Origin of the sequence: Mycobacterium canetti CIPT 140010059 (assembly GCF_000253375.1) — a bacterium.
GTDB lineage: Bacteria > Actinomycetota > Actinomycetes > Mycobacteriales > Mycobacteriaceae > Mycobacterium > Mycobacterium tuberculosis.
Genome location: NC_015848.1, coordinates 3,864,802 through 3,889,326 on the forward strand (window position 1 = coordinate 3,864,802; position 24,525 = coordinate 3,889,326).

Below are 24,525 nucleotides of genomic sequence, written 5' to 3' on the forward strand. Positions count from 1 at the left end.
CCGTTGCGAATCGTGGTTGTCATTGCGCGCGAACCTGTTTGGGAAGGCCGAATCGCACCGTCTCGGTCGCTATCGAGCGTTCCACCACGGTGATCGAGGCGTATCCGCGAAGTGCATCAATCACCTGCCCCACCAGTCGTGGCGGCGCGGAGGCTCCCGCGGTGACACCGATCGTCGAGACCGACGACAGCCATTCGGGCTCAATGTCATCAGGCCCATCAATCAAGTAGGCCGGCGTCCCACTTCGCTGCGCCAACTCGACCAGACGCCGCGAATTCGACGAATTGCACGAGCCAATCACCAACACAACGTCGCATTCACCGACCATCGATTGCAGCGCACGCTGTCTGTTCGTGGTGGCATAGCAGATGTCTTCAGAGGGTGGTTGGCCCAACGTCGGAAACCTCGCGCGCAGCGCATCAATGACATCGGCAGTTTCATCAAGTGCCAGGGTTGTCTGGGTCAGATACGATAGCTGGGTACCCTCAGGCAGGTTCAACGCTGCCACATCAGCGGGTGTCTGCACCAATAATGTTGACCGCGGAGCGACGCCAAGCGTGCCTTCGGTCTCCTCATGTCCGGCGTGCCCGATGAAGACCACCGTGTCACCGCGCGCGGCAAACCGTGCGGCTTCAGCGTGGACTTTCGCCACCAGTGGGCAGGTCGCGTCGACGACCTGCAGTCCCCGCTCATCAGCGCCCGCGCGCACCGCCGGGGAAACCCCATGCGCGGAGAACACCACGACCGCCCCCGGCGGCGGCGGATCGGGAATCTCGTCGAGATCCTCGACGAACACTGCTCCCCGGTCCCGCAACTCGGCAACCACAACAGTGTTGTGCACGATTTGCTTGCGCACATACACCGGGCCTTCGGCCACGTCAAGCACTCGCTTGACCGTCTCGATAGCACGCTCTACACCGGCGCAAAACGACCTCGGCGACGCCAACAGCACCGTGACTTCACCCGAAGCGCATCCCTGCGCGACCGATCCCACGAACACCTCAGCCATCAGCACTCCCGGCGACATATCAGTTGCGACAACGCGATCAGGTCTGGGGATCGCACCGCATCGGGCAGTGCCGCAATAGCAGCCTGGATGCGTTCATCGGCGCATCGCTGCGCCACATGCCCACCCCCGGCCACCGTGACAAGCGCGGTAGCCCGCTCGACATCGCTTGCTGTCATTGCGGCAGGTGCTTGATAGAGGGCCGCCAATTCGGTCGCCGCTTCGGATCGCGAGTTCAGGGCGGCAACAACTGGCAGTGTCGCCTTACGTCGGGCAAGGTCGTTGCCGACCGGCTTTCCCGTCACACCAGGGTCACCCCAGATGCCGATCAGATCGTCGACGCATTGAAACGCAAGACCCAACTCATGGCCAAAACGCTCCAACGCAGCAATCGTCGCGTCGTCTGCATTGGCCACTAAAGCTCCCAGAGCGCAACAACAACCGGTCAGGGCGGCCGTCTTGCCCGCGGCCATCCGCAGATAGTCATCGACTGTAACTTCGGGGTGTCCCTCCAATAAACAATCCTCAAACTGGCCGATACACAAGTCCAGGCACGACATCTGCAATCGCCTTATCGCCCTGACCGCCACACACTCGTCGGTCAGGCCGGTCAGTATCCGAACGGCCGTGGCGTGCAACGCATCTCCCAACAGGATCGCGCCGCCCACACCCCACACACTCCATACCGTCGGCCGTCCCCTGCGAGTCGCATCCCCATCCATCACATCGTCATGCAACAACGTGAAGTTGTGCACCAACTCCACAGCCGCCGACACCGGAGTAGCATCACCGACATCACCACCGCAAGCCGCGGCCGCCGCGTAGACAAGGGCGGCGCGAAAATACTTGCCCGACGATCCTGCCGCTGTGGATCGATCGGCGTTCCACCAGCCAAGGTGATATCCCGCCATCGTCGCCAACGGCTCGCGCATCGACTCAATGGCCCGATGCAGCACAGGGCCACAATCCGCTCGAGCCCGTTCTAACAATGCTTTCCCAAGGTCAGCAGGGACACTCCCCAGAAAAGCCGCATCCAGAGTCAATACGCCTCCCATTCTTAACCTCACCGGAGCAACAGTGAGTCGCTATTCTCAGCGAACGAGCAATCGGCGATATTGCTTCACTTCGGAGATACCCAAATATTTCAAATATCAACGCAACATGTACCTATGCCTGTCGACCAACACGACCATCAGGGTTGTTAGCAATGATCTCGGAATTCGAGTTGTCCAGACGCCCCGGGTCATCCACTACAGAAAGACACGCATACCCTGCGGCGACCTATGCTTCCCATCACGGCGGGTAGGTTGCCTTCGACAATACTGCAACATTCAATTGCCTGGCCTTTCTCGGAGTATCTTGCGGACTTGAAGCTCACATATCGGCCGGCGTCGAACGCCTCACGCTGCAGAGCAGTTTAGTGGATTTCATCAGCATCGGATATGCATAATTGAAACCACAGCAGTAAGCGTCCCGCAGCGTGGTGGGTTTAGGGGTTGTTGCGGAGTGGCTCCGATGAGGTAGGGGCCGTCGGCGAGATCGTCGGTGTGTACCGCCAAGCACGCACCGAAGGAGATCCCGCCGATGGCCTTGCCACAGTCTGCCCTGTCCGAGTTGCTCGACGCGTTCCGCACTGGTGATGGCGTCGACTTGATCCGTGATGCCGTCCGTCTGGTGTTGCAGGAACTCATCGAGCTCGAAGCCACTGAACGGATCGGCGCTGCCCGTTATGAACGCAGCGACACTCGGGTGACCGATCGCAACGGTGCCCGATCGCGGGTGCTGTCCACGCAGGCCGGTGACGTGGAACTGCGAATCCCTAAGCTGCGCAAGGGCTCTTTCTTCCCGGCGATCCTCGAGCCGCGCCGGCGGATCGATCAGGCCTTGTACGCGGTGGTGATGGAGGCCTACGTGCACGGTATCTCTACCCGTGCGGTCGACGACCTGGTCGAGGCGATGGGTGTGGAGACCGGCATCTCCAAATCCGAGGTGTCGCGGATCTGTGCCGGACTCGACGAGATCGTCGGCGCGTTCCGCACCCGCACGCTCGGGCACATCGAGTTCCCCTACGTCTACCTCGACGCCACCTATCTCAACGTGCGCAACGGTACTGGCCAGGTGGTGTCGATGGCCGTCATCGTTGCCAGCGGCATCGCCGCCGACGGGTCACGCGAGATCCTCGGCCTCGACGTCGGCGACAGCGAGGATGAGACCTTCTGGCGCGGGTTCCTGACCTCGCTCAAGGGGCGCGGCCTCGGTGGTGTCCGGCTGGTGATCAGTGACCAGCACGCCGGGCTGGTGAAGGCGTTGAAGCGCTGTTTCCAGGGCGCTGGGCATCAGCGCTGTCGGGTGCACTTCGCGCGCAATCTGCTCGCCCACGTGCCCAAGGACAAGGCCGACATGGTCGCCAGCATGTTTCGAATGATTTTCTCGGCACCCGACGCCGAGGCGGTGCACGCGACCTGGGAGGAGGTCCGTGATCGCCTCGCCGCGTCGTTTCCCAAGATCGGCCCGCTGATGGACGACGCCAGGGCAGAAGTATTGGCGTTCACCGCATTTCCCAAGGCGCACTGGCAAAAGATCTGGTCGACCAATCCATTGGAGCGCATCAATAAGGAGATCAAGCGACGCTCCCGCGTCGTGGGGATCTTCCCGAATCCTGCAGCCGTGATCCGCCTTGTGGGCGCCGTCCTGGCCGACATGCACGACGAATGGCAGGCCAGCGAGCGCCGCTACCTCTCCGAGGCCTCTATGGCGCTGCTCTACCCCGATAGCGATAATGCTGTGGTCGCCGCAATCAGCGGCGGCCAGTAGGCACCGACGAACTCAACGTCGAAGCCCACCACTCCGCGGGACTCTGCCCCACAGCACTTTCATAAACAGTGTCCAGATAATTTACACCTAATTTGGGCGGCGAATGCTACGCAATGGTGGTGCGCTTCCCAAGGGAGCACAACGCGAAGCTAAAGCAGTTGCACGCCGAGACCGATCCGAAAGGACGCCCTGCGGGGAAGGCGGCCACGGGAGAATTGTGAGCTCGGCGGTCGACCACGACGTACCCGCCACGCCGTAGTAATGGGCATTTGTACATGTACATTCGCACACAAGGAGAGGTCTTGACGTATCTATTCCCTCTCTGCGCGATCGCGGCGGAGGCGGCGGCAACCAGCCTGTTCAAGGGCAGTTTCGGGGACTTTTGCGTCTGCTCGCCGGGTTACGACGGGGCGATCACGGCCATGCCGAGCGCGTCTGCGGCGTCGCGCATACGGTCGTCGTAGGTGCACAACCGGCCCAGATCGACGCCGAGCCGCTGAGCCGTCGCCAGGTGGATGGCGTCGAGCGTGCGCAACTCGAATGGCAGCAGTGCGCCGGCGAGATCGAGGACGCGGGTGTCGATGCGAAGCAGATCCAGACTGGCCAGCACCCGGCGGCCGGCCTTCCGCGCTGACTCACCCTGCCGCAGCAAAGCCCGCATGACCTCCGCGCGCGCCAGCGCACTCGACACCCGCGGACGGCGGGTGCGAAGGTAACGGCGCAGCGCGTCCGACTCTGGCTCGCGAACCGCCAGCTTGACGATCGCGGACGAGTCAAGGTACATGGCCGCCGTCAACGCTCGTGCTCGCGCAGGCGCGCAAGCGTCACCGACGGCAGCTCGACGCCCGCCTCGACTTCGATCGGTTCGGGTAGATCATCGAAGCCCACGGTCGCACGCTCGATCTCACCACTCGCCAACATCCGCCGGTAGGGACCGCCCTCCGGCATCGGCGAAAGCAGTGCCACGGGCCGACCACGATCGGTGATCTCGATCGTCTCGCCGGCCTCGACGCGGCGGAGAAGTTCGCTGGCCCGCTGCCGCAGCGCACGCACCCCCACCGACGACGCCATGTGCTAACTGTAGCACATGGCGTGTGGCCCGCGAGCAGACGCAAAATCGCCCAATTTCGGGCTCTTCTGACACTTCCGTGGGTGAGTTTGTGTCCTGAGTAGGCGCACGTCGTTGTGGCTTAAGGTTTCTGGCTTGTCAAGGATCAGAAACACAAGGAGCCGACAACGACGTGCGCAATGTGAGGCTATTTCGTGCGCTGCTGGGTGTCGACAAGCGCACCGTGATTGAGGACATCGAATTCGAGGAGGATGACGCCGGAGACGGTGCGCGGGTGATCGCCCGGGTGCGGCCACGAAGTGCAGTGTTGCGCCGCTGTGGTCGCTGCGGTCGCAAGGCGTCCTGGTATGACCGCGGTGCGGGCCTGCGCCAATGGCGCAGTCTGGATTGGGGCACCGTCGAGGTGTTCTTGGAGGCCGAGGCGCCGCGGGTGAACTGCCCCACCCATGGGCCGACGGTGGTGGCGGTGCCGTGGGCGCGTCATCATGCCGGGCACACGTATGCTTTCGATGACACGGTGGCCTGGCTGGCGGTGGCGTGTTCGAAGACCGCGGTGTGCGAGTTGATGCGGATCGCCTGGCGCACCGTCGGGGCGATCGTGGCCCGGGTCTGGGCCGACACCGAAAAGCGCATTGACCGGTTCGCGAACTTGCGCCGCATCGGTATCGATGAGATCTCCTACAAGCGCCACCACCGGTACCTGACGGTGGTCGTCGATCACGACAGCGGCCGGTTGGTGTGGGCCGCCCCGGGCCACGACAAGGCCACCCTGGGCTTGTTCTTCGATGCCCTGGGCGCTGAGCGGGCCGCCCAGATTACTCACGTTTCGGCCGATGCCGCGGACTGGATCGCTGACGTGGTCACCGAGCGCTGCCCGGATGCGATTCAATGCGCCGATCCGTTTCATGTGGTGGCCTGGGCCACCGAGGCGCTCGACGTCGAGCGGCGCCGAGCCTGGAACGACGCACGGGCGATCGCGCGCACCGAACCCAAGTGGGGCCGGGGCCGGCCCGGTAAGAACGCCGCACCACGTCCGGGCCGCGAGCGGGCACGGCGGCTCAAGGGCGCCCGCTACGCGCTGTGGAAGAACCCCGAGGACCTCACCGAACGCCAAAGCGCCAAACTGGCCTGGATCGCCAAGACCGATCCCCGTCTGTATCGCGCCTACCTGCTCAAAGAGGGCCTGCGGCATGTGTTTTCGGTCAAGGGCGAGGAAGGTAAACAGGCCCTGGACCGGTGGATCTCCTGGGCCCAGCGTTGTCGCATCCCGGTATTCGTCGAGCTTGCCGCCCGCATCAAACGCCACCGGGTGGCCATCGACGCCGCCCTCGACCACGGCCTATCCCAAGGCCTGATCGAATCCACCAACACCAAGATCCGCCTACTGACCCGGATCGCGTTCGGATTCCGCTCACCACAAGCCCTCATCGCCCTAGCCATGCTCGCCCTCGCCGGCCACCGCCCCACCCTGCCAGGCCGACACAACCACCCACAGATCAGTCAGTAGAGCCCAATTATTTCGTGCCGAATTGGGCGATTTTGCGTCTGCTCGGCGCAGCTAACCCGCCACGTACTCCACCGCGCCGTCGTCAAGCACCACGCGGGCGTCGGCGCCGTCGGAGCCGGCCACCTCGGTGCGGAACACCGCCCGACCCGGCTCGGTTCGCCAAATCACCGTCGACAACGTCTCCCCGGGAAACACCGGCTTGGTGAACCGCGCGGCGATCGAGGTGATGTTGGCCGCCACACCACCGCCAAGCTCGGCCACCAGCGCCCGGCCCGCCACCCCGTAGGTGCACAACCCGTGCAGGATCGGCTTGGGAAACCCGGCCAGCTGCGTGGCGAACCAGGGATCGCTGTGCAGCGGGTTGCGGTCACCGGAGAGCCGGTAGATCAGCGCCTGGTCCTCACGGGTCGGCAGATCGATTCGGGCGTCGGGGTGGCGGTCCGGAAATTCCGGCGCGGCCGGCCGCTCACCCCGCGCTCCTCCGAAACCCCCCTGACCCCGAAGCACCAACGTGGTAAGCGTTTCGGCAACCAACGAACCCGATTCCGGGTCGGAACCGCGGCCGCGCAGCACAACGATGGCGTTCTTGCCCTCCCCCTTGTCCTGGATGTCGGCGACCTCGGTGACCACCGACAGTTTTCCGGCCGCCGGCAGCGGCGCATGCAGCCGGATGCCCTGGGAGCCGTGTAGCAGCGTCGCCGGGTTGAATGTTCCCACCTTTGCGGCCGCACCAAACGCCGGACAGCAAATCACCGCATACGTCGGCAACACTTGCTGGTCGATGCCGTGGCTGTTCTCCGTGGTGAACGCCGGATCTCCGGTCCCGGCGCCCACCCCGATCGCGTAAAGCAGCGTGTCCCGGTCGGTCCACTCGAACAACATCGGCTCGGTCACTGCACCTATGGAGTTCGGATCAATCGCCATGCAGGTCTCCTCCCGATTGGAAAATCATCGCAAGCCCTTCCCCCGGACGGTATCGACAGGGCAGGCTATCGCCATGGCGAAGCGCACCCCGGTCTGGAAGGCCTGCACAGTTCTAGCCGTGCTCGCCGCGACGCTACTCCTCGGCGCCTGCGGCGGTCCCACGCAGCCACGCAGCATCACCTTGACCTTTATCCGCAACGCGCAATCCCAGGCCAACGCCGACGGGATCATCGACACCGACATGCCCGGTTCCGGCCTCAGCGCCGACGGCAAAGCAGAGGCGCAGCAGGTCGCGCACCAGGTTTCCCGCAGAGATGTCGACAGCATCTATTCCTCCCCCATGGCGGCCGACCAGCAGACCGCCGGGCCGTTGGCCGGCGAACTTGGCAAGCAAGTCGAGATTCTTCCGGGCCTGCAAGCGATCAACGCCGGCTGGTTCAACGGCAAACCCGAATCAATGGCCAACTCGACATATATGCTGGCACCGGCAGACTGGCTGGCCGGCGATGTTCACAACACCATTCCGGGGTCGATCAGCGGTACCGAATTCAATTCCCAGTTCAGCGCCGCCGTCCGCAAGATCTACGACAGCGGCCACAATACGCCGGTCGTGTTCTCGCAGGGGGTAGCGATCATGATCTGGACGCTGATGAACGCACGAAACTCCAGGGACAGCCTGCTGACCACCCATCCACTGCCCAACATCGGCCGCGTGGTGATCACCGGCAACCCAGTGACCGGCTGGAGGCTGGTGGAATGGGACGGCATCCGTAACTTCACCTGACCGCGCGGTTGACGCTTACCGCCGCTGACCGCCACGATTGACCGCATGCGGTACGTCGTTACCGGCGGTACCGGGTTTATCGGGCGCCGCGTGGTATCCCGTCTCCTGGACGGCCGACCCGAGGCACGGCTATGGGTGCTGGTTCGCCGCCAGTCGTTGAGCCGCTTCGAGCGCCTCGCCGGCCAGTGGGGTGACCGGGTAAGACCGCTGGTCGGTGATCTCACGGAGCTCGAACTGTCCGAGCGGACCATCGCCGAGCTGGGTCATGTCGACCATGTGGTGCACTGCGCGGCGGTCCACGACACCACCTGGGCCGACGCCACCCGCGCCGTCATCGAGCTGGCGGCACGCCTTGACGCCACGTTTCATCACGTGTCGTCGATCGCGGTGGCCGGCGACTTCGCCGGCCACTACACCGAGGCCGACTTCAACGTCGGCCAGCGGCTACCGACCCCGTATCATCGGATGACATTCGAGGCCGAACGGCTGGTGCGCTCGACGCCCGGCCTGCGCTATCGCATCTACCGCCCGGCGGTGGTGGTGGGTGATTCGCGCACCGGCGAGATGGACACGATCGACGGACCCTACTACTTGTTCGAGGTGCTGGCCAAGCTGGCGGTGTTGCCGTCGTTCACCCCGATGCTGCTGCCCGACATTGGGCGCACCAACATCGTCCCGGTCGACTATGTGGCCGACGCGCTGGTGGCGCTCATGCACGTCGACGGCCGGGATGGGCAGACGTTTCATTTGACCGCGCCGACAGCAATCGGACTGCGCGGCATTTACCGCGGGATCGCCGGCGCGGCCGGACTGCCCCCGCTACTCGGGACGCTGCCCGGCTTTGTGGCCACACCGGTGCTCACCGCGCGCGGGCGCGCCAGGGTGCTGCGCAACATGGCGGCCACCCAACTGGGAATTCCCGCCGAGATTTTCGACGTCGTCGGCTGCGCGCCCACGTTCACGTCCGACACAACCCGGGAAGCGTTGAGCGGCACCGGCATTCACGTCCCCGAATTCGCCACCTACGCGCCGAAGCTGTGGCGGTATTGGGCCGAGCACCTCGACCCCGACCGTGCGCGTCGCAACGATCCGCTGCTGGGCCGCCACGTCATCATCACCGGCGCGTCCAGCGGCATCGGGAGGGCATCGGCGATCGCCGTGGCCAAACGGGGCGCGACGGTGTTCGCGCTGGCCCGCAACGGCGACGCGCTAGATGAGCTGGTCACCGAGATCCGGACCCATGGCGGTCAGGCGCACGCATTCACCTGCGACGTCACCGACTCCGCGTCGGTGGAGCACACCGTCAAGGACATCCTGGGCCGGTTCGACCATGTCGACTACCTGGTGAACAACGCCGGCCGGTCGATACGCCGCTCGGTGGTCAACGCCACCGACCGGCTGCACGACTACGAGCGGGTGATGGCGGTCAACTACTTCGGCGCGGTGCGCATGGTGCTGGCGCTGCTGCCGCATTGGCGTGAGCGCAGGTTCGGCCACGTCGTCAACGTCTCCAGCGCCGGGGTGCAGGCCCGCAATCCCAAGTACAGCTCGTATCTGCCCACCAAGGCCGCGCTGGACGCGTTCGCCGACGTGGTCGCCTCCGAGACGCTGTCCGACCACATCACGTTCACCAACATCCATATGCCGCTGGTGGCCACCCCGATGATCGCGCCGTCACGGCGGCTCAACCCGGTGCGCGCGATCAGCGCCGAACGCGCGGCGGCGATGGTGATCCGCGGACTCGTGGAAAAGCCGGCGCGCATCGACACTCCGTTGGGTACGCTCGCCGAAGCCGGCAACTACGTCGCGCCACGGCTGTCGCGCCGAATCCTGCACCAGCTCTATCTGGGCTATCCCGATTCGGCTGCAGCGCAGGGGATTTCGCGTCCAGACGCGGACCGCCCACCGGCGCCGTGGCGTCCCCGGCGATCCGCCCGCGTCGGAGTCCCGAGGCCGCTCAGGCGCTTGGGGCGACTGGTGCCCGGCGTGCATTGGTAGTCACTTCTGGCAGGTGAACTGGTTGACGTCGATGTATCCGATGCGAAACATCTCGGCGCAGCCGGTGAGGTACTTCATATACCGCTCGTAGACTTCCTCGGATTGCAGCGCGATGGCCTGACCCTTGTTGGCCTGCAACGCCGCGGACCAGAGGTCGAGGGTTTTCGCATAGTGCGGCTGCAACGATTGAACTCTGGTGACGGTGAAGCCGTTTGCGCTGGCACACTCCTGCACCATCGGTATCGAGGGCAGCCGCCCGCCCGGAAAGATCTCGGTCACAATGAATTTCAGGAAACGAGCGAAGGTGAACGACATGGGCAGGCCGCGTTCGTGGATCTCTTTCGGATGCAACCCGGTGATGGTGTGCAGCAGCATGACCCCGTCAGCGGGCAGCAGGCGATGCGCCAGGGTGAAGAACGCGTCGTAGCGCTCGTGACCGAAATGTTCGAAGGCGCCGATGCTGACGATGCGGTCGACGGGCTCGTCAAACTGTTCCCAGCCGGCCAGCAGAACGCGTTTGGAGCGTGGACTTTCGGAGTTGGCGATCAGCTGCTGAACGTGGTTGGCTTGGTTTTTGCTCAGGGTCAGACCGACGACGTTGACGTCGTATTTTTCCACCGCGCGCATCATGGTGGCGCCCCAGCCGCAGCCGACGTCCAGCAGTGTCATGCCCGGCTGCAATCCGAGTTTGCCCAGCGCGAGATCGATCTTGGCGATCTGCGCCTCTAGCAGCGTCATGTCGTCGCGCTCGAAGTAGGCGCAGCTGTAGGTCTGAGTGGGATCAAGGAACAGCCGGAAGAAGTCGTCGGACAGGTCGTAGTGCGCCTGCACGTCGGCGAAGTGCGGCTTCAGGTCGTCGGGCATTGGGATAGCGTATCGTCGTCGCGGTGAGCGTCGTATTCGCCGACGTCGACACCGGCATCGACGACGCGCTGGCCGTGATCTATCTGCTGGCCAGTCCCGACGCCGATCTGGTCGGCATCGCCTCGACCGGCGGAAACATCGCGGTAGGTCAAGTGTGCGCGAATAACCTGAGCTTGCTCGAATTGTGCGGCGCCGCAGACATCCCCGTGTCCAAAGGCGCCGATGAGCCGCTCAGCGGCCGGTGGCCTGATCACCTAAAGTTTCACGGCCCCAAGGGGATAGGCTATGCCGAGCTGCCGGCCAGCAATCGCCGGCTCACCGATTATGACGCCACGACGGCCTGGATCGCGGCGGCGCACTCCCACGCCGGCGACCTGATCGGTCTGGCCACCGGCCCGCTGACCAACCTGGCGCTGGCGCTGCGCGCCGAACCCGCGCTGCCGAGGCTGCTGCGCCGGCTGGTGATCATGGGCGGCGTGTTCGACGGCCAGCCGATCACCGAATGGAACATCCGGGTGGATCCCGAGGCGGCCAGCGAGGTGTTCACCGCGTGGACCGGGCAACGACAACTGCCGATCGTGTGCGGCTTGGATCTCACCCACCAGGTCGCGATGACACCGGACATCCTCGCCCGGCTGGCGTCCGTCTGCGGCCCGTCTCCGGTATTGCGGGTGATCGAGGACGCGCTGCGGTTCTACTTCGAGTCCCACGAGGCGCGCGGACATGGGTACCTGGCATATATGCACGACCCGCTGGCCGCCGCGGTCGCAGTGGACCCGAAACTCCTAACGACCCGGGCCGCGACGGTGGATGTCGGGCCGGCGGGGGCGGCGGTCGCCGACTGGTCGGGGCTCCGAAAGCCCAACGCGCAGATCGGCATGAGCGTCGACCCGGCGGTGTTCTTCGACCGGTTCGTCGAACGGATCGGACACTTTGCGCGCCGAACGTGAACTGACGGCGTGATTTTCCCGAAATTCTCGCCCTGACGTCACGTTCGGCGCAAGTCATTCGTAGCTTCCCTCCAGATACCACCGCCGCTGCCGGTAGCACAGCAGCAACGCGCGCTCGCTCTCCAGCAATACCTGCACCCGAGCGGTGCGGCCCCCTGCCCGATCAGGGTCCCACCACCGCTCGTCGACCGGCCACGGTCCGGCCCACCAGCGCAGCCGATCGTCTCGGCCGCGAACGGTCAACCGCGCCGGATCCGCGGTGAACATCCCTCGGCTGGTCACTCGTATCGGATTTCCCTGGGCATCAAGCAATTCCACCGGTTCGTCGAGCAGCACCGCCGGCGACGGATCGGGCAGTTGGCCGGGCCACGGCTGACCGGGGTCGGCTTGCGGTACCGGCTCGTCTCCCAGCGGGGTCAACGTGATGCGTTCGGCCGGCCCGCGACCGCCGGATAGCACCGGCACCCGCACCGCCTCCGGTCCGAGCAAGCCCTGGACTCGCACCAGCGCCCGACGGGCCCGAAGCCTGTCCTGTTCACCCAGGCCGCCCCACAACGGCAACTGCAAGCCTTCTGATGCGGACACCGTCTCCACCGCCTGCAGCCGCAGCAGAGTCACCGCCGCGGTGGGCCGGTCACGAGCATTCCGGTTGTTCAACCACCCGTCCAGTTGCCAGCGCACCCGGTCGGCGGTGGCGTCCTCGGTCAGCGGCTCGGCGCACCGCCACACCCGGCTGCGCTCTTCGCCGTTGGCGGTGACGGCGTGAATGGCCAGCCGGGTGCAGCCCACTCCGGCGGCCATCAGCGCCTGATGCAGCTCGGCGGCCAGCGAGCGCCCGGCGAACGCCGCGGCATCGACCCGGTCGACCGGCGGATCGCATGCCAGCTCGGCGGCCAGATCCGGCGGCGGCTCCCGCCCGCAGGGCGCCCGTTCCGGTTCGCCGCGGGCGAACCGGTGCGCGGCCACCGCGTCGGCACCGAACCTGGACGCCACGTCGGTACGAGACAGCGCGGCGAACTGTCCGATGGTGCGAATCCCCATCCTCCACAACAGATCCGTCAGGTCGTCCCGGCCCGGCCCGGACAGGCTCGGCTCGGTGGCAAGTTGGCGGATCGACAGCAGCGACAGAAACCGCGCATCGCCTCCCGGCTCCACGATGCGGCCAGCACGCGCGGCGAAAACCGCGGTAGACAACCGGTCGGCGATTCCGACCTGACACTCCGCGCCGGCCGCGGCCACCGCGTCGATCAGCCGCTCGGCCGCCATCTGCTCGGACCCGAAAAAACGGGCCGGCCCGCGCACCGGCAACACCAGGAGCCCGGGCCGCAGCAGCTCGGCGCGGGGCACCAGATCGTCTACCGCCGCGATCACCCCTTCGAAGAGCCGGGCGTCGCGGTCGGCGTCGGCGGTCGCTATAAACAGTTGCGGACACCGCGCCGCCGCCTCCCGACGCCGCAACCCTCGGCGCACCCCGGCCGCCCGCGCGGTCGCCGAGCAGGCGATCACCCGGTTTGCCAACGTGACCGCGACCGGGGCCGTCGCGGATAGGCCCGCGGCCGCGGCCGCCGCGACCGCGGGCCAGTCCATACACCAGATCGCCAGCACGCGAGCGGAGGCCATCACCGTCCACGCCCGTTGATCTGCAGCCGCACCCCACTGATCCGCCCCAACCCCGGGGTGGGCACGCCCCTGAGGGCCGGGGTGATCTCATAGCCGCAGACCCGGGCCGCAAGCCGCGTCGACACGCCTTGCCAGTCGCCGTCGGTGACCAGCAGGGTGCAGCCTTTTTGACGGGCACGGGCCACCACTGCCCGCGCCCGCGCCCGCGTCACCCGGCGCCCCCCCAGACCGAGCACCACCAGATCCATGCCGTCGATCAGCACAGCGGCCACCTCAACCGGATCGGTCCCGGGATCTGGTATCACCGCGAGCCGGCTCAGATCCGCCCCCATCTCCACCGCGGCCAGCAACCCGATATCCGGCTGGCCAACGATGGCCGCGTTTCCCCCGGCCGCCGTCACCGATGCCACCATGCTCAGCAGCAGTGACCGCGCACCCGACAGCACTCCCACCGTCCCCGGGGGCAACGACACCGGTCCCGCCGGCACCAGGTCGCCCGAACGGCTGGGCCCCCCGGACACCTTCTCGGACAGCAAAGCCATCTGCCGTCGTAGTGATTCGAGCTGCTCAGCACCATTTTCAAGGCGTTGGTCGGAGGCGAAGGCCACAGTCATGACCAGCCTCCTGTTCGAAAATATGTTCGAAGCCAGTAAACACCCGTCCTTGGAGTCCGTCAAGGTCATGAGAGGCTGCCTTGTGCAATCGCGTAAAACCACCTCGGTACTGGCGGCTGCCCTGCTGTTTTGCGGCCTGTTAGGCCCAGGGACGGCCCCACCGGCCACCGGTGGCGGGCCTGCCTGCCGGCCGGCAGAGCTCTTCGCCACCGACAACACCACCGATGGGTTCGAGCTACCGGCCGTTGCGACTATCGCACTAACCGGCACGGTGGTGACCGGATCGACCCTGGTCGACGGCGTGTTCTGGTCGAATGAGCGCCAGCAGATCGGCTACGAGCGCTCCCGTGAATTTCATCTGTGCGTTGTCGACGCGCCCACATTGCACAACGCCGCCGAGGCACTGCACCGCCAGTTCAACCAAGAAGCGGTGCTGACCTTCGACTACTTGCCGCAGAATGCACCCGAGGCGGACGCGATCCTCATCACCGTGCCCGACATCGGCATCGCCCGCTTCCGCGATGCCTTCGCATCTGATTTGGCTGCACACCACCGATTACGGGGCGGATCTGTCACCACAGCCGACCACACCTTAATCCTGGTCGCCGGCAACGGCGATCTCGATGTCGCCCGCCGACTCGTCGAGGAGGCTGGCGGGGACTGGAACGCAACCACCATTGCCCATGGCAGGCGTGAATTCGTGAACTAGCTGATCAAGGGCGCTCCGCTGGCCACCCGAGCCGGGTTGGTCACATTAGTTAGTCACAGCAATCTCTGGGCCGGCGGGCACAACGCGTATTCATCCCGACAGATACCAATGTGTCGCCTGTGACAAAAGCCGGGCCTGGCTAATGCTGGCCGCCGCTACTCCCACTCGATGGTGGCGGGCGGCTTGCTGGTGATGTCCAGCACCACGCGGTTGACCTCGGCGACCTCGTTGGTGATCCGGGTCGAGATGCGCTCGAGCACCTCGTAGGGCACCCGGGTCCAGTCGGCGGTCATCGCGTCTTCACTCGACACCGGACGCAGCACAATCGGGTGGCCATAAGTGCGACCGTCACCCTGCACACCCACCGAGCGGACATCGGCCAACAGCACCACCGGACACTGCCAGATCTGGTTGTCCAGGCCCGCCGCAGTCAGCTCCTCACGCACGATCGAATCGGCGTGCCGCAGCGTATCCAACCGCTTGGCGGTGACCTCCCCGACGATCCGAATACCCAACCCCGGTCCCGGAAACGGCTGGCGCGCCACGATCTCCTCCGGCAGACCCAACTCCCGCCCGACCGCGCGCACCTCGTCTTTGAACAGCAGCCGCAGCGGCTCAACGAGGGTGAACTTCAGGTCGTCGGGCAGGCCGCCGACATTGTGGTGGCTCTTGATGTTCGCGGTGCCGCTGCCCCCGCCGGACTCCACCACATCCGGATACAGCGTGCCCTGCACCAGGAACTCAGCAGTCTTACCGTCCAGCACATCCCGCACCGCGCCCTCGAACGCGCGGATGAACTGACGGCCGATGATCTTGCGCTTGCCCTCGGGGGCGCTCACGCCCGACAGCGCCTCGAGGAAGGTCTCGGCCGCGTCGACGGTGACCAGGTTGGCGCCCGTGGCGGCCACGAAATCGCGTTGCACCTGCGCCCGCTCACCGGCGCGCAACAGCCCGTGGTCGACGAAGACACAGGTCAACCGGTCGCCGATGGCCCGCTGCACCAGGGCCGCGGCCACCGCGGAATCCACGCCGCCGGATAGCCCGCAGATGGCGTGGCCGTCGCCGATCTGGGTGCGCACCTGCTCGATCAGCGCGTTGGCGATGTTGGCGGGCGTCCACTGGGCGCCGAGCCCGGCGAAGTCGTGCAAAAACCGGCTGAGCACCTGTTGCCCGTGTGGGGTGTGCATCACCTCCGGGTGATACTGCACCCCGGCCAGGCGCCGGTCGAAGGCCTCGAAGGCGGCCACCGGGGCACCGGCGCTGCTAGCCACCACGTCGAATCCGTCCGGCGCGGCCGTGACCGCGTCACCGTGACTCATCCATACCGGCTGAACCTCGGGAAGATCCGAATGCAGTTTGCCACCAAGGACTTTCAGTTCAGTCCGACCGTATTCGCGAGTGCCGGTGTGGGCGACGATCCCCCCGAGCGCCTGCGCCATGGCCTGAAACCCGTAGCAGATGCCAAGAACCGGTACACCGAGGTCCAGTAGCGCCGGATCGAGTTTCGGAGCGCCGTCGGCGTAGACACTGGCCGGTCCACCGGAAAGCACGAGCGCCACCGGCTGACGGGCCCTGATCTCCTCGATCGAGGCGGTGTGCGGAATCACCTCGGAGAAAACCCGTGCTTCTCGAACCCGACGGGCAATCAACTGGGCATATTGGGCACCGAAGTCGACCACCAACACCGGTCGAGCCGGTGTCTCAGGCACGTCGATGTCAGCAGGCTGCACCACGGCCAGTCAGTCTAGTGGCTGGGGTGACTCCCGAGGTCGGCCGGTAGCGGTCCATGGGCCGGTCCGCAGGTTACCGAAGAGGCCAGTGCTGCCGCCGCCACTTGGGCCTTCTTCAGTCCCGACAGAGAGATTCGCCGATCGTAGACGACCGCCGGCGATGCTCTGATCAAGGCGAGCTGACGGCGGTAGATGCCAGACATGGCCGCACAGCAGGCAGCGCTGCGGCGGTCGAGGTGTGGAATCAGCCGCAGTCCCAGCGAATACCAGTCTGCGGCGCGGTCGGCACTGAACCGCAGCAGTGCCGCGAGCCGTCCGTCGGGGTCATCGAGTGCCCCGGTGTCGTCCAGGCGGAGGCGTACGCCTAATCGGTCCAGCTCGTCGCGCGGCAGGTAGATCCGTCCATTCAAAAAGTCCTCTCGAACGTCGCGCAGAATATTGGTTTGCTGCAGAGCGATTCCCAACTGCTCGGCGTATCGCGACGTCGCCGTGCTGACGGGTCCAAAGATGGAAAGACAAAGCTTTCCGATCGTGCCGGCCCCCCGGCGGCAGTAGACGATCAGCTCGTCGAAATCGCGGCAACCAGTCCAGTCGATTTCCATACGGGCGCCGTCAATCAACTCTGCGAACATCGCGATCGGCACCGGAAACCGGCGAGCCGCGTCAGCCAGCGCAACCAGCACCGGATCGGATGAATCATCAATATTATCAAGTGATTTCCTGATGGCATCGAGCTCGGTGATCTTGGTCTCGGGGGCCAGCTCGCCGTCGGCGACGTCGTCGATCCGGCGGCCGAGCGCATAGACCGCAGATAGTGCCGCTCGCTTTTCGCGCGGCAAGAGTCGGATGCCGTAGTAGAAGTTTCTGGCGGCCGTGCGCGTGATCGACTCGGTGATTCGATACGCCTGTTCGATCTCGGTCATGCCGTCCTCCAACTACGGTGTTGGTCAGTCACGCCTGACGATCGACGATGTAGTGAGCCAAATCCTGAAGCTCAGCGGCCGGGCGATCGGGAATGCCGATGCGCGCCACCATGTCGATGCCTTGCGTTACGTGTCGGCGGGCCTCCGCGCTTGCCCACCTGCGCCCCCCACCGCACTCGATCAGTTCTGCGACCGCTGCGAGCTCATCATCGGACGCTGTCTGGCTGCCCGTCTCGTCCACCAGCCACGCTGCGAGGCGGCGGCCGGCCGAACCGCCGTGCGCCACGGTCCAGGTAACGGGCAGAGTTTTCTTGCGGGAGCGAAGGTCCGAGTACACCGGCTTGCCGGTGATCTCAGGACGGCCTCAAATGCCGAGCAGGTCGTCGACCAATTGGAAGGCAAGTCCAATGTGACGACCGTAGGCAACCAACGCTTCTCGCACCGAACGCGGTGCGCCAGCGAGTAACGCGCCGACCTCTGCGCTGGCTGCCATCAGTGCTGCGGTCTTGCCTTCAGCCATCTTGAGACACTCATCGAGTGCGACGTCGGTTCGGCTTTCGAATGCGGTGTCGGCGGCCTGCCCACGGATCAACTCACGGGTGGCTTCCGAAATCGCGCGCAGCGCCGCACCGACGTGTGGTGAATCGCAATCCAGCAGGACCTCGTGCGCCAGCGACAGCATCGCATCACCGGCCAATAGCGCCATCGCATCGCCCCACAGTGCCCACACCGTCGGCCGGTGCCGACGGTGCTCGTCGCGGTCCATGAGGTCGTCATGGACGAGCGAGAAGTTGTGCACCAGTTCAACCGAGACGGCTCCGGGAATCGCCGAGTGGGGGTCGGCGCCGGCGGCTTCGGCGGCGACAAACACCAAAGCAGGACGGATTGCCTTGCCGCAGTTGTTGTTCACTGGACGGCCGCGTTCATCAGACCAGCCGAGGTGGTAGGACACGACGGGCCGCATGTGGGGATCGAGGCGGTCAGCCATCTGGCGCAGCGTCGGTGTGATGAGTTCGTGTGCGAGTCCCAAAACGGGAAGCGTACGACGGGTCATACGGTCGCTGTCGGGTTGCGGTGGCAGTCCGTACTTTTCGTCGGTACCGCGCATTGCGTGAATCTAGCATTCGCTCATGGCACGGCCCATGGGCAATTTGCCCAGCAATACGCGAAAATGTGCACAACGTGCAATGGCGGAGGCACTATTGGAGATCGCTGGTCAGACTATTAATCAAAAGGACCTTGGCAGGAGCGGACGGATGACGCGTACCGACAATGACACCTGGGATCTGGCCTCCAGCGTGGGGGCGACCGCCACAATGATCGCCACCGCCCGGGCGTTGGCTAGCAGGGCCGAAAACCCTTTGATCAATGATCCATTCGCCGAGCCGCTGGTGCGCGCCGTCGGCATCGACCTGTTTACCCGGCTGGCCAGCGGCGAGTTGAGGCTTGAGGACATCGGCGACCACGCCACCGGGGGTCGGTGGATGATCGACAACATCGCGATTCGGACCAAGTTCTACGATGACTTTTTCGGTGACGCAACCACGGCGGGTATTCGGCAGGTAGTGATTCTGGCGGCTGGGCTCGACACCCGCGCGTACCGACTGCCCTGGCCCCCGGGCACGGTGGTCTACGAGATCGACCAGCCCGCAGTCATCAAGTTCAAGACACGGGCCCTCGCCAATCTGAACGCCGAACCCAACGCAGAACGGCACGCCGTGGCCGTCGATCTGCGAAACGATTGGCCGACGGCGCTGAAGAACGCCGGCTTCGACCCGGCCAGACCGACAGCCTTCAGCGCCGAGGGGTTGCTGAGCTACCTGCCCCCACAGGGGCAGGACCGCCTGCTCGATGCGATTACCGCGCTCAGCGCCCCTGACAGCCGGTTGGCCAGCCAGAGCCCACTGGTGCTCGACCTGGCCGAGGAAGATGAGAAGAAGATGCGCATGAAAGCCGCGGCCGAGGCATGGCGGGAACGCGGCTTTGATCTGGACTTGACCGAGCTGATCTACTTCGATCAACGCAACGACGTGGCCGACTACCTCGCCGGCTCCGGCTGGCAGGTCACCACCAGCACCGGCAAGGAACTCTTTGCGGCCCAAGGGCTGCCGCCCTTCGAGGACGACCACATAACTCGGTTCGCCGACCGCCGCTACATCAGCGCGGTGCTGAAGTAGGTGGCCCCGGCACTATAGCCGGGCCTAACTCGTAGGCTTGGTACGCGGGCAGAGCCGCCAGGCATGGCGAACTGGTATCGCCCGAACTATCCGGAAGTGAGGTCCCGCGTGCTGGGTCTGCCCGAGAAGGTGCGTGCTTGCCTGTTCGACCTCGACGGTGTGCTCACCGATACCGCGAGCCTGCATACCAAGGCGTGGAAGGCCATGTTTGACGCCTACCTAGCCGAGCGAGCCGAGCGCACCGGCGAAAAATTCGTTCCCTTCGACCCTGCCGCGGACTATCACACGTATGTGGACGGCAAGAAACGCGAAGACGGCGTTCGATCGTTTCTGAGCAGCCGCGCCATCGAAATACCCGACGGTTCCCCGGATGACCCGGGCGCCGCCGAGACGGTGTATGGCCTGGGCAACCGCAAGAACGACATGTTCCACAAGCTGCTGCGCGACGATGGGGCCCAGGTGTTCGACGGGTCGCGGCGCTACCTGGAGGCGGTCACGGCCGCGGGTCTCGGTGTGGCCGTGGTGTCTTCGAGCGCCAACACCCGCGACGTGCTCGCGACCACCGGTCTGGACCGGTTCGTCCAGCAGCGGGTGGACGGCGTGACGTTGCGCGAAGAGCACATCGCCGGCAAGCCGGCCCCCGACTCCTTCCTGCGCGCGGCAGAACTGTTGGGGGTTACCCCCGACGCGGCGGCGGTGTTCGAGGACGCCCTGTCCGGGGTGGCGGCCGGCCGCGCCGGCAACTTCGCCGTAGTGGTGGGCATCAACCGAACGGGCCGGGCGGCTCAGGCCGCCCAGTTGCGCCGCCATGGCGCCGACGTGGTGGTAACCGATCTCGCCGAGCTGCTGTAGGGCATGATCGGGCGATGATCACCGAGGACGCCTTCCCCGTCGAACCGTGGCAGGTCCGCGAGACCAAGCTCAACCTGAACCTGCTGGCCCAGTCCGAATCCCTATTCGCCTTGTCCAACGGGCACATTGGATTACGCGGCAACCTCGACGAGGGCGAACCCTTCGGACTGCCGGGCACCTACCTGAACTCTTTCTACGAAATCCGGCCGCTGCCGTACGCCGAGGCCGGTTATGGATATCCGGAGGCCGGCCAGACCGTTGTCGACGTCACCAACGGCAAGATCTTTCGCCTGTTGGTCGGCGACGAGCCGTTCGACGTCCGGTATGGCGAATTGATCTCCCACGAACGGATCCTCGACCTGCGCGCCGGGACGCTGACCCGCCGCGCGCACTGGCGCTCACCGGCGGGCAAGCAAGTCAAAGTGACGTCCACCCGGCTGGTGTCGCTGGCCCACCGCAGCGTCGCGGCGATCGAGTACGTCGTCGAGGCAATCGAGGAATTCGTTCGCGTGACCGTGCAGTCCGAACTCGTCACCAACGAGGACGTACCGGAGACCTCGGCCGACCCGCGGGTGTCGGCCATCCTGGACAGGCCGCTACAGGCCGTCGAGCACGAACGCACCGAGCGGGGTGCACTTCTCATGCACCGCACCCGAGCCAGCGCGCTGATGATGGCCGCAGGGATGGAACACGAGGTCGAGGTTCCCGGGCGGGTCGAGATCACCACCGACGCCCGCCCGGACCTGGCCCGAACCACCGTGATCTGCGGGCTGCGCCCGGGACAGAAGCTGCGCATCGTCAAATACCTGGCCTATGGCTGGTCCAGCCTGCGCTCCCGCCCGGCGCTGCGCGACCAGGCCGCCGGCGCGCTGCACGGTGCCCGCTACAGCGGCTGGCAGGGGCTGCTGGACGCGCAACGCGCCTACCTCGACGACTTCTGGGACAGCGCGGACGTGGAGGTCGAGGGCGACCCGGAATGTCAGCAAGCGGTGCGTTTCGGGTTATTTCACCTGTTGCAGGCCAGCGCGCGCGCCGAACGCCGCGCGATCCCCAGCAAGGGGCTCACCGGAACCGGGTATGACGGCCACGCCTTTTGGGACACCGAAGGTTTCGTGCTACCGGTGCTCACCTACACCGCACCGCATGCGGTCGCCGACGCGCTGCGGTGGCGGGCGTCGACGTTGGACCTGGCCAAGGAGCGGGCGGCCGAGCTCGGCCTGGAAGGTGCCGCCTTTCCCTGGCGGACCATCCGCGGACAGGAGTCCTCGGCCTACTGGCCGGCCGGCACGGCGGCCTGGCACATCAACGCCGACATCGCGATGGCGTTCGAGCGGTACCGCATCGTCACCGGCGACGGTTCGCTGGAGGAGGAATGCGGCCTTGCGGTGCTGATCGAGACCGCCCGGCTGTGGCTCTCGCTCGGGCACCACGACCGCCACGGCGTCTGGCACCTCGACGGGGTCACCGGTCCCGACGAGTACACGGCGGTCGTCCGCGACAACGTGTTCACGAATCTGATGGCGGCGCACAATCTGCACACCGCCGCCGATGCTTGCTTGCGCCACCCCGAGGCGGCGGAGGCCATGGGTGTCACCACCGAGGAGATGGCCGCCTGGCGCGACGCGGCCGACGCCGCCAACATTCCCTACGACGAGGAACTCGGTGTCCACCAGCAGTGTGAAGGGTTCACCACCCTTGCGGAGTGGGATTTCGAAGCCAACACCACTTATCCGTTGCTACTGCACGAGGCCTACGTGCGCTTGTATCCCGCACAGGTGATCAAGCAGGCCGACCTGGTGCTGGCGATGCAGTGGCAGAGTCACGCGTTCACGCCCGAGCAGAAGGCGCGCAACGTCGACTACTACGAACGGCGCATGGTGCGCGACTCGTCGTTGTCGGCCTGCACTCAGGCGGTGATGTGCGCCGAGGTCGGCCATCTCGAGTTGGCCCACGACTATGCCTACGAAGCCGCCCTGATCGACCTGCGCGACCTGCACCGCAACACCCGTGACGGCCTACACATGGCTTCGCTGGCCGGAGCCTGGACGGCGCTGGTCGTAGGGTTCGGCGGCCTACGCGACGACGAGGGCATCCTGTCCATCGATCCGCAGCTGCCCGACGGCATCTCGCGGCTGCGGTTCCGGCTGCGATGGCGCGGCTTCCGGCTGATCGTCGACGCCAACCACACCGACGTCACCTTCATCCTTGGCGACGGTCCCGGCACCCAGCTGACCATGCGCCACGCCGGCCAAGATCTGACGCTGCACACGGACACACCGTCCACCATCGCCGTGCGCACCCGTAAGCCGCTGCTGCCGCCACCACCGCAGCCGCCAGGCCGCGAGCCAGTGCACCGCCGGGCTTTAGCCCGGTGACGATGCGGGCCGCGTAGCGGCCCGAGGAGGAGCCGGGCAATCCAGCCTGAGCCCGGTGACGATGCGGGCCGCGTAGCGGCCCGAGGAGGAGCCGGGCAATCGGCTTAGCCCGGTGACGATGCGGGCCGCGCTGGGGGCACCACCCGCTTGCGGGGACGCGTCTGCGTCTACCTGGGCGGCACCGGTGAACGTCTCATTCACCGCGCACCTCCGCTTCCTGCACGGCGGCGACGACCCGGGCAACGTCATCCGGGGCCATGTGGTCGTGGACTGGCAGCGACACGATTCGCGAGCAAATGTCCGCCGTGACGGCTAGATCGGTCGACTCGACTAACTCGGCATTCGTCACAAAGTACGGATGTCGGTGCTGCGGTGGGTTGTAGTAGTCGCGCGCCTCGATCGCGTGCCTACGCAGGCTACCCAGAACCGCGGCCTTGTGGTCGGCGGACGTGCAGCAAGCGCTCGCGAAACAGAGCGACGCAACATTGGCGTTGTCCTGGAAACGCACACCCGCGTCGGCCATACCGGTGCGATAGCACTCGAGGACCTTGCGGCGACTTGCCAGGCGGCGATCAAGCCCGACTAGTTGGCGTAGGCCAATAGCGGCGCTGATCTCCGACAGCTTGCCGTTCATTCCGAGCTGGATGGACTCGCGTGTTTGCACCAAGCCGAAGTTCTGGAACTTGTATGCGTGCTCGACGAGCCGTGGATCGCGAGAAACCAGAGCGCCGCCCTCACCAACCGCGAACGGCTTGGTCGCATGGAAGGAGAAGATCTCGCATGCACCGCGTCCACCGAGGCGCTCGCCGTCGGCGTACGTGGAGCCGAAGCCGGCCGCCGAGTCGAGCACAATCGGTAGCTCCCATTCGGCGGCGAGCTCCTCCCAGACGCTGATCTGGGGATTGCCGACGCCGAACACATTGGCCAGCAGGATGCCGGCGATCCGGTCGCGGAAGCGTTCGATGACGGCGCGGGCGGAGTGGACGCATGGCTGCCATGTGTTGGCGTCGATGTCGATGAACCAGGGACGGTACCCAGTCCATAGCGCAGCCTGAGCCACGCCGACGAACGTGAACGACGGCATCAGCAGGTAGCGGTCGCGCGTACCGGCGCCGAAACTGACGTGGAGCGCCGCGAGGAGTGCCAGGGTGCCGTTGGCGAGGGTAGCAACGTGCAGATGAGGTCCCAGATAGTCGCGCAGGGCGCGGGCAAACCGCCGCTCGTTCGGACCGAAGTTCGTGTACCAGTTAGCCTGGGCGATCTGTACGAAGTCCTCGGCGAGCTCGGCTGGCCCGGGAAAGCTCGGGCGGATGAAGGGGATCTTGGGGATCGTCGAGCCACCCGGCTCGAGTTTTAACATGGACGTGGCTGGGGCCGCGCGTACTGCGGACGGCGGCTCCAGCACCGAGCCGGATAACGTTCGGATCTTCATATATGCAGAGCTCAAGGTCCGTTTGCAGCGCGTCGGGACAGTTTCCGCAGCGCACTTCGTCGCACCATCGTTGGCATCGGCGCCTGAAGCAGTTACCGCGAGAACCGCATCATGTCGAACTTGAGGTTAGCCTTACCTCTTAAGAATGTCACCCCCGGGAGTGACCCCGGCTGTCCA

At 65.6% G+C, this 24,525-nt stretch carries 21 protein-coding genes and 1 pseudogene; 9 read left to right on the forward strand and 13 right to left on the reverse strand.

Annotation, left to right across the window (positions count from 1 at the left end):
• Positions 1 to 19: 19 nt before the first annotated feature.
• Together ispH and idsB are read right to left on the reverse strand one after the other, a co-directional pair.
• Complete coding sequence (gene ispH, locus MCAN_RS17915) at positions 20 to 1,009, reverse strand: 4-hydroxy-3-methylbut-2-enyl diphosphate reductase (RefSeq protein ID WP_014001718.1); 990 nt, start codon at positions 1,007 to 1,009, stop codon at positions 20 to 22.
• Entirely contained in the window at positions 1,009 to 2,061 is a 1,053-nt protein-coding gene (gene idsB / locus MCAN_RS17920) for a geranylgeranyl diphosphate synthase IdsB (protein ID WP_014001719.1), read from the reverse strand. The genes ispH and idsB overlap by 1 nt, the downstream gene beginning before the upstream one ends.
• 529 nt (positions 2,062 to 2,590) lie before the next feature.
• Between idsB and MCAN_RS17925 the strand changes: the two genes are divergently transcribed.
• On the forward strand, positions 2,591 to 3,820 hold the full coding sequence (locus tag MCAN_RS17925; RefSeq protein WP_014000877.1) for an IS256-like element IS1553 family transposase: 1,230 nt from the start codon (positions 2,591 to 2,593) through the stop codon (positions 3,818 to 3,820).
• Positions 3,821 to 4,220: 400 nt separating this feature from the next.
• Here MCAN_RS17925 and MCAN_RS17930 read toward each other — a convergent pair whose 3' ends face one another.
• Together MCAN_RS17930 and MCAN_RS17935 are read right to left on the reverse strand one after the other, a co-directional pair.
• On the reverse strand, positions 4,221 to 4,604 hold the full coding sequence (locus MCAN_RS17930) for a type II toxin-antitoxin system VapC family toxin (RefSeq protein ID WP_014001720.1): 384 nt from the start codon (positions 4,602 to 4,604) through the stop codon (positions 4,221 to 4,223).
• A gap of 8 nt (positions 4,605 to 4,612) precedes the next feature.
• Positions 4,613 to 4,891 (reverse strand): type II toxin-antitoxin system Phd/YefM family antitoxin, encoded by a 279-nt coding sequence (locus MCAN_RS17935; protein ID WP_014001721.1) that lies wholly within the window; start codon positions 4,889 to 4,891, stop codon positions 4,613 to 4,615.
• Positions 4,892 to 5,061: 170 nt separating this feature from the next.
• Between MCAN_RS17935 and MCAN_RS17940 the strand changes: the two genes are divergently transcribed.
• Positions 5,062 to 6,396 carry an ISL3-like element IS1557 family transposase gene (locus MCAN_RS17940; RefSeq protein WP_014000151.1) on the forward strand — a complete coding sequence of 445 codons (1,335 nt, stop codon included), beginning with the start codon at positions 5,062 to 5,064 and terminating at the stop codon, positions 6,394 to 6,396.
• A gap of 51 nt (positions 6,397 to 6,447) precedes the next feature.
• Here MCAN_RS17940 and htdY read toward each other — a convergent pair whose 3' ends face one another.
• The gene (gene htdY / locus MCAN_RS17945; protein WP_014001722.1) at positions 6,448 to 7,320 is read right to left on the reverse strand and encodes a 3-hydroxyacyl-thioester dehydratase HtdY; all 873 of its coding nucleotides are present in this window, start codon (positions 7,318 to 7,320) and stop codon (positions 6,448 to 6,450) included.
• A gap of 73 nt (positions 7,321 to 7,393) precedes the next feature.
• Between htdY and MCAN_RS17950 the strand changes: the two genes are divergently transcribed.
• Together MCAN_RS17950 and MCAN_RS17955 are read left to right on the forward strand one after the other, a co-directional pair.
• Positions 7,394 to 8,104 (forward strand): histidine phosphatase family protein, encoded by a 711-nt coding sequence (locus MCAN_RS17950; protein ID WP_014001723.1) that lies wholly within the window; start codon positions 7,394 to 7,396, stop codon positions 8,102 to 8,104.
• Between the two features lie 45 nt (positions 8,105 to 8,149).
• Complete coding sequence (locus tag MCAN_RS17955; RefSeq protein WP_014001724.1) at positions 8,150 to 10,102, forward strand: SDR family oxidoreductase; 1,953 nt, start codon at positions 8,150 to 8,152, stop codon at positions 10,100 to 10,102.
• Here the strand turns inward: MCAN_RS17955 and cmaA1 are convergent, their stop codons facing one another.
• Positions 10,103 to 10,966, reverse strand: coding sequence for a cyclopropane mycolic acid synthase CmaA1 (gene cmaA1, locus MCAN_RS17960; RefSeq protein ID WP_014001725.1), 864 nt, complete (start codon positions 10,964 to 10,966; stop codon positions 10,103 to 10,105). It lies immediately after the preceding gene.
• A gap of 23 nt (positions 10,967 to 10,989) precedes the next feature.
• On the opposite strand from cmaA1, the gene MCAN_RS17965 reads away from it, so the two are divergent.
• Positions 10,990 to 11,916: a nucleoside hydrolase gene (locus MCAN_RS17965; protein WP_014001726.1), complete on the forward strand. Its 927-nt coding sequence runs from the start codon at positions 10,990 to 10,992 to the stop codon at positions 11,914 to 11,916.
• Between the two features lie 54 nt (positions 11,917 to 11,970).
• On the opposite strand, the gene MCAN_RS17970 is transcribed toward MCAN_RS17965, so the two are convergent.
• Together MCAN_RS17970 and MCAN_RS17975 are read right to left on the reverse strand one after the other, a co-directional pair.
• Positions 11,971 to 13,539, reverse strand: coding sequence for a DNA polymerase Y family protein (locus MCAN_RS17970; protein WP_014001727.1), 1,569 nt, complete (start codon positions 13,537 to 13,539; stop codon positions 11,971 to 11,973).
• Positions 13,536 to 14,150 (reverse strand): hypothetical protein, encoded by a 615-nt coding sequence (locus MCAN_RS17975; protein ID WP_003904303.1) that lies wholly within the window; start codon positions 14,148 to 14,150, stop codon positions 13,536 to 13,538. The genes MCAN_RS17970 and MCAN_RS17975 overlap by 4 nt, the downstream gene beginning before the upstream one ends.
• Between MCAN_RS17975 and MCAN_RS17980 the strand changes: the two genes are divergently transcribed.
• Positions 14,149 to 14,859 (forward strand): hypothetical protein, encoded by a 711-nt coding sequence (locus MCAN_RS17980; protein WP_148272142.1) that lies wholly within the window; start codon positions 14,149 to 14,151, stop codon positions 14,857 to 14,859. The genes MCAN_RS17975 and MCAN_RS17980 overlap by 2 nt on opposite strands.
• 155 nt (positions 14,860 to 15,014) lie before the next feature.
• Here MCAN_RS17980 and guaA read toward each other — a convergent pair whose 3' ends face one another.
• The 3 genes and pseudogenes from guaA to idsA1 all read right to left on the reverse strand — a co-directional run bounded on the left by guaA (position 15,015) and on the right by idsA1 (position 18,620).
• On the reverse strand, positions 15,015 to 16,592 hold the full coding sequence (gene guaA, locus MCAN_RS17985) for a glutamine-hydrolyzing GMP synthase (protein ID WP_003417952.1): 1,578 nt from the start codon (positions 16,590 to 16,592) through the stop codon (positions 15,015 to 15,017).
• An 11-nt stretch (positions 16,593 to 16,603) separates the two neighbouring features.
• The gene (hpnD, locus tag MCAN_RS17990; protein ID WP_003417954.1) at positions 16,604 to 17,512 is read right to left on the reverse strand and encodes a presqualene diphosphate synthase HpnD; all 909 of its coding nucleotides are present in this window, start codon (positions 17,510 to 17,512) and stop codon (positions 16,604 to 16,606) included.
• A gap of 28 nt (positions 17,513 to 17,540) precedes the next feature.
• Positions 17,541 to 18,620 (reverse strand): annotated as a pseudogene (idsA1, locus tag MCAN_RS17995) ((2E,6E)-farnesyl diphosphate synthase).
• A 148-nt stretch (positions 18,621 to 18,768) separates the two neighbouring features.
• Between idsA1 and MCAN_RS18000 the strand changes: the two are divergent.
• The 3 genes from MCAN_RS18000 to MCAN_RS18010 all read left to right on the forward strand — a co-directional run bounded on the left by MCAN_RS18000 (position 18,769) and on the right by MCAN_RS18010 (position 22,916).
• Positions 18,769 to 19,689: a class I SAM-dependent methyltransferase gene (locus MCAN_RS18000; RefSeq protein ID WP_041179756.1), complete on the forward strand. Its 921-nt coding sequence runs from the start codon at positions 18,769 to 18,771 to the stop codon at positions 19,687 to 19,689.
• Between the two features lie 63 nt (positions 19,690 to 19,752).
• Positions 19,753 to 20,541, forward strand: a complete 789-nt coding sequence (locus MCAN_RS18005; RefSeq protein ID WP_014001729.1) for a beta-phosphoglucomutase family hydrolase — start codon at positions 19,753 to 19,755, stop codon at positions 20,539 to 20,541.
• 14 nt (positions 20,542 to 20,555) lie between these two features.
• Positions 20,556 to 22,916 carry a glycoside hydrolase family 65 protein gene (locus MCAN_RS18010; protein ID WP_003900047.1) on the forward strand — a complete coding sequence of 787 codons (2,361 nt, stop codon included), beginning with the start codon at positions 20,556 to 20,558 and terminating at the stop codon, positions 22,914 to 22,916.
• Here the strand turns inward: MCAN_RS18010 and MCAN_RS22750 are convergent.
• Both MCAN_RS22750 and MCAN_RS18015 read right to left on the reverse strand, forming a co-directional pair.
• A complete protein-coding gene (locus MCAN_RS22750; RefSeq protein WP_082226966.1) occupies positions 22,905 to 23,117 on the reverse strand; it encodes a hypothetical protein in 213 nt (70 codons plus the stop codon). The genes MCAN_RS18010 and MCAN_RS22750 overlap by 12 nt on opposite strands.
• Positions 23,110 to 24,348 carry a DegT/DnrJ/EryC1/StrS family aminotransferase gene (locus tag MCAN_RS18015; protein WP_014001730.1) on the reverse strand — a complete coding sequence of 413 codons (1,239 nt, stop codon included), beginning with the start codon at positions 24,346 to 24,348 and terminating at the stop codon, positions 23,110 to 23,112. The genes MCAN_RS22750 and MCAN_RS18015 overlap by 8 nt, the downstream gene beginning before the upstream one ends.
• Positions 24,349 to 24,525 lie beyond the last annotated feature (177 nt).

What these genes read in the sequence shown, in the direction of transcription:
- ispH (WP_014001718.1), bottom strand. Translation starts at nt 1,009, where the DNA reads ATGGCTGAGGTGTTCGTGGGATCGGTCGCGCAGGGATGCGCTTCGGGT.
- idsB (WP_014001719.1), bottom strand. Translation starts at nt 2,061, where the DNA reads ATGGGAGGCGTATTGACTCTGGATGCGGCTTTTCTGGGGAGTGTCCCT.
- MCAN_RS17925 (WP_014000877.1), top strand. Translation starts at nt 2,591, where the DNA reads ATGGCCTTGCCACAGTCTGCCCTGTCCGAGTTGCTCGACGCGTTCCGC.
- MCAN_RS17930 (WP_014001720.1), bottom strand. Translation starts at nt 4,604, where the DNA reads ATGTACCTTGACTCGTCCGCGATCGTCAAGCTGGCGGTTCGCGAGCCA.
- MCAN_RS17935 (WP_014001721.1), bottom strand. Translation starts at nt 4,891, where the DNA reads ATGGCGTCGTCGGTGGGGGTGCGTGCGCTGCGGCAGCGGGCCAGCGAA.
- htdY (WP_014001722.1), bottom strand. Translation starts at nt 7,320, where the DNA reads ATGGCGATTGATCCGAACTCCATAGGTGCAGTGACCGAGCCGATGTTG.
- MCAN_RS17950 (WP_014001723.1), top strand. Translation starts at nt 7,394, where the DNA reads ATGGCGAAGCGCACCCCGGTCTGGAAGGCCTGCACAGTTCTAGCCGTG.
- MCAN_RS17955 (WP_014001724.1), top strand. Translation starts at nt 8,150, where the DNA reads ATGCGGTACGTCGTTACCGGCGGTACCGGGTTTATCGGGCGCCGCGTG.
- cmaA1 (WP_014001725.1), bottom strand. Translation starts at nt 10,966, where the DNA reads ATGCCCGACGACCTGAAGCCGCACTTCGCCGACGTGCAGGCGCACTAC.
- MCAN_RS17980 (WP_148272142.1), top strand. Translation starts at nt 14,149, where the DNA reads ATGACCAGCCTCCTGTTCGAAAATATGTTCGAAGCCAGTAAACACCCG.
- MCAN_RS17975 (WP_003904303.1), bottom strand. Translation starts at nt 14,150, where the DNA reads ATGACTGTGGCCTTCGCCTCCGACCAACGCCTTGAAAATGGTGCTGAG.
- hpnD (WP_003417954.1), bottom strand. Translation starts at nt 17,512, where the DNA reads ATGACCGAGATCGAACAGGCGTATCGAATCACCGAGTCGATCACGCGC.
- MCAN_RS18000 (WP_041179756.1), top strand. Translation starts at nt 18,769, where the DNA reads ATGACGCGTACCGACAATGACACCTGGGATCTGGCCTCCAGCGTGGGG.
- MCAN_RS18005 (WP_014001729.1), top strand. Translation starts at nt 19,753, where the DNA reads ATGGCGAACTGGTATCGCCCGAACTATCCGGAAGTGAGGTCCCGCGTG.
- MCAN_RS18010 (WP_003900047.1), top strand. Translation starts at nt 20,556, where the DNA reads ATGATCACCGAGGACGCCTTCCCCGTCGAACCGTGGCAGGTCCGCGAG.
- MCAN_RS18015 (WP_014001730.1), bottom strand. Translation starts at nt 24,348, where the DNA reads ATGAAGATCCGAACGTTATCCGGCTCGGTGCTGGAGCCGCCGTCCGCA.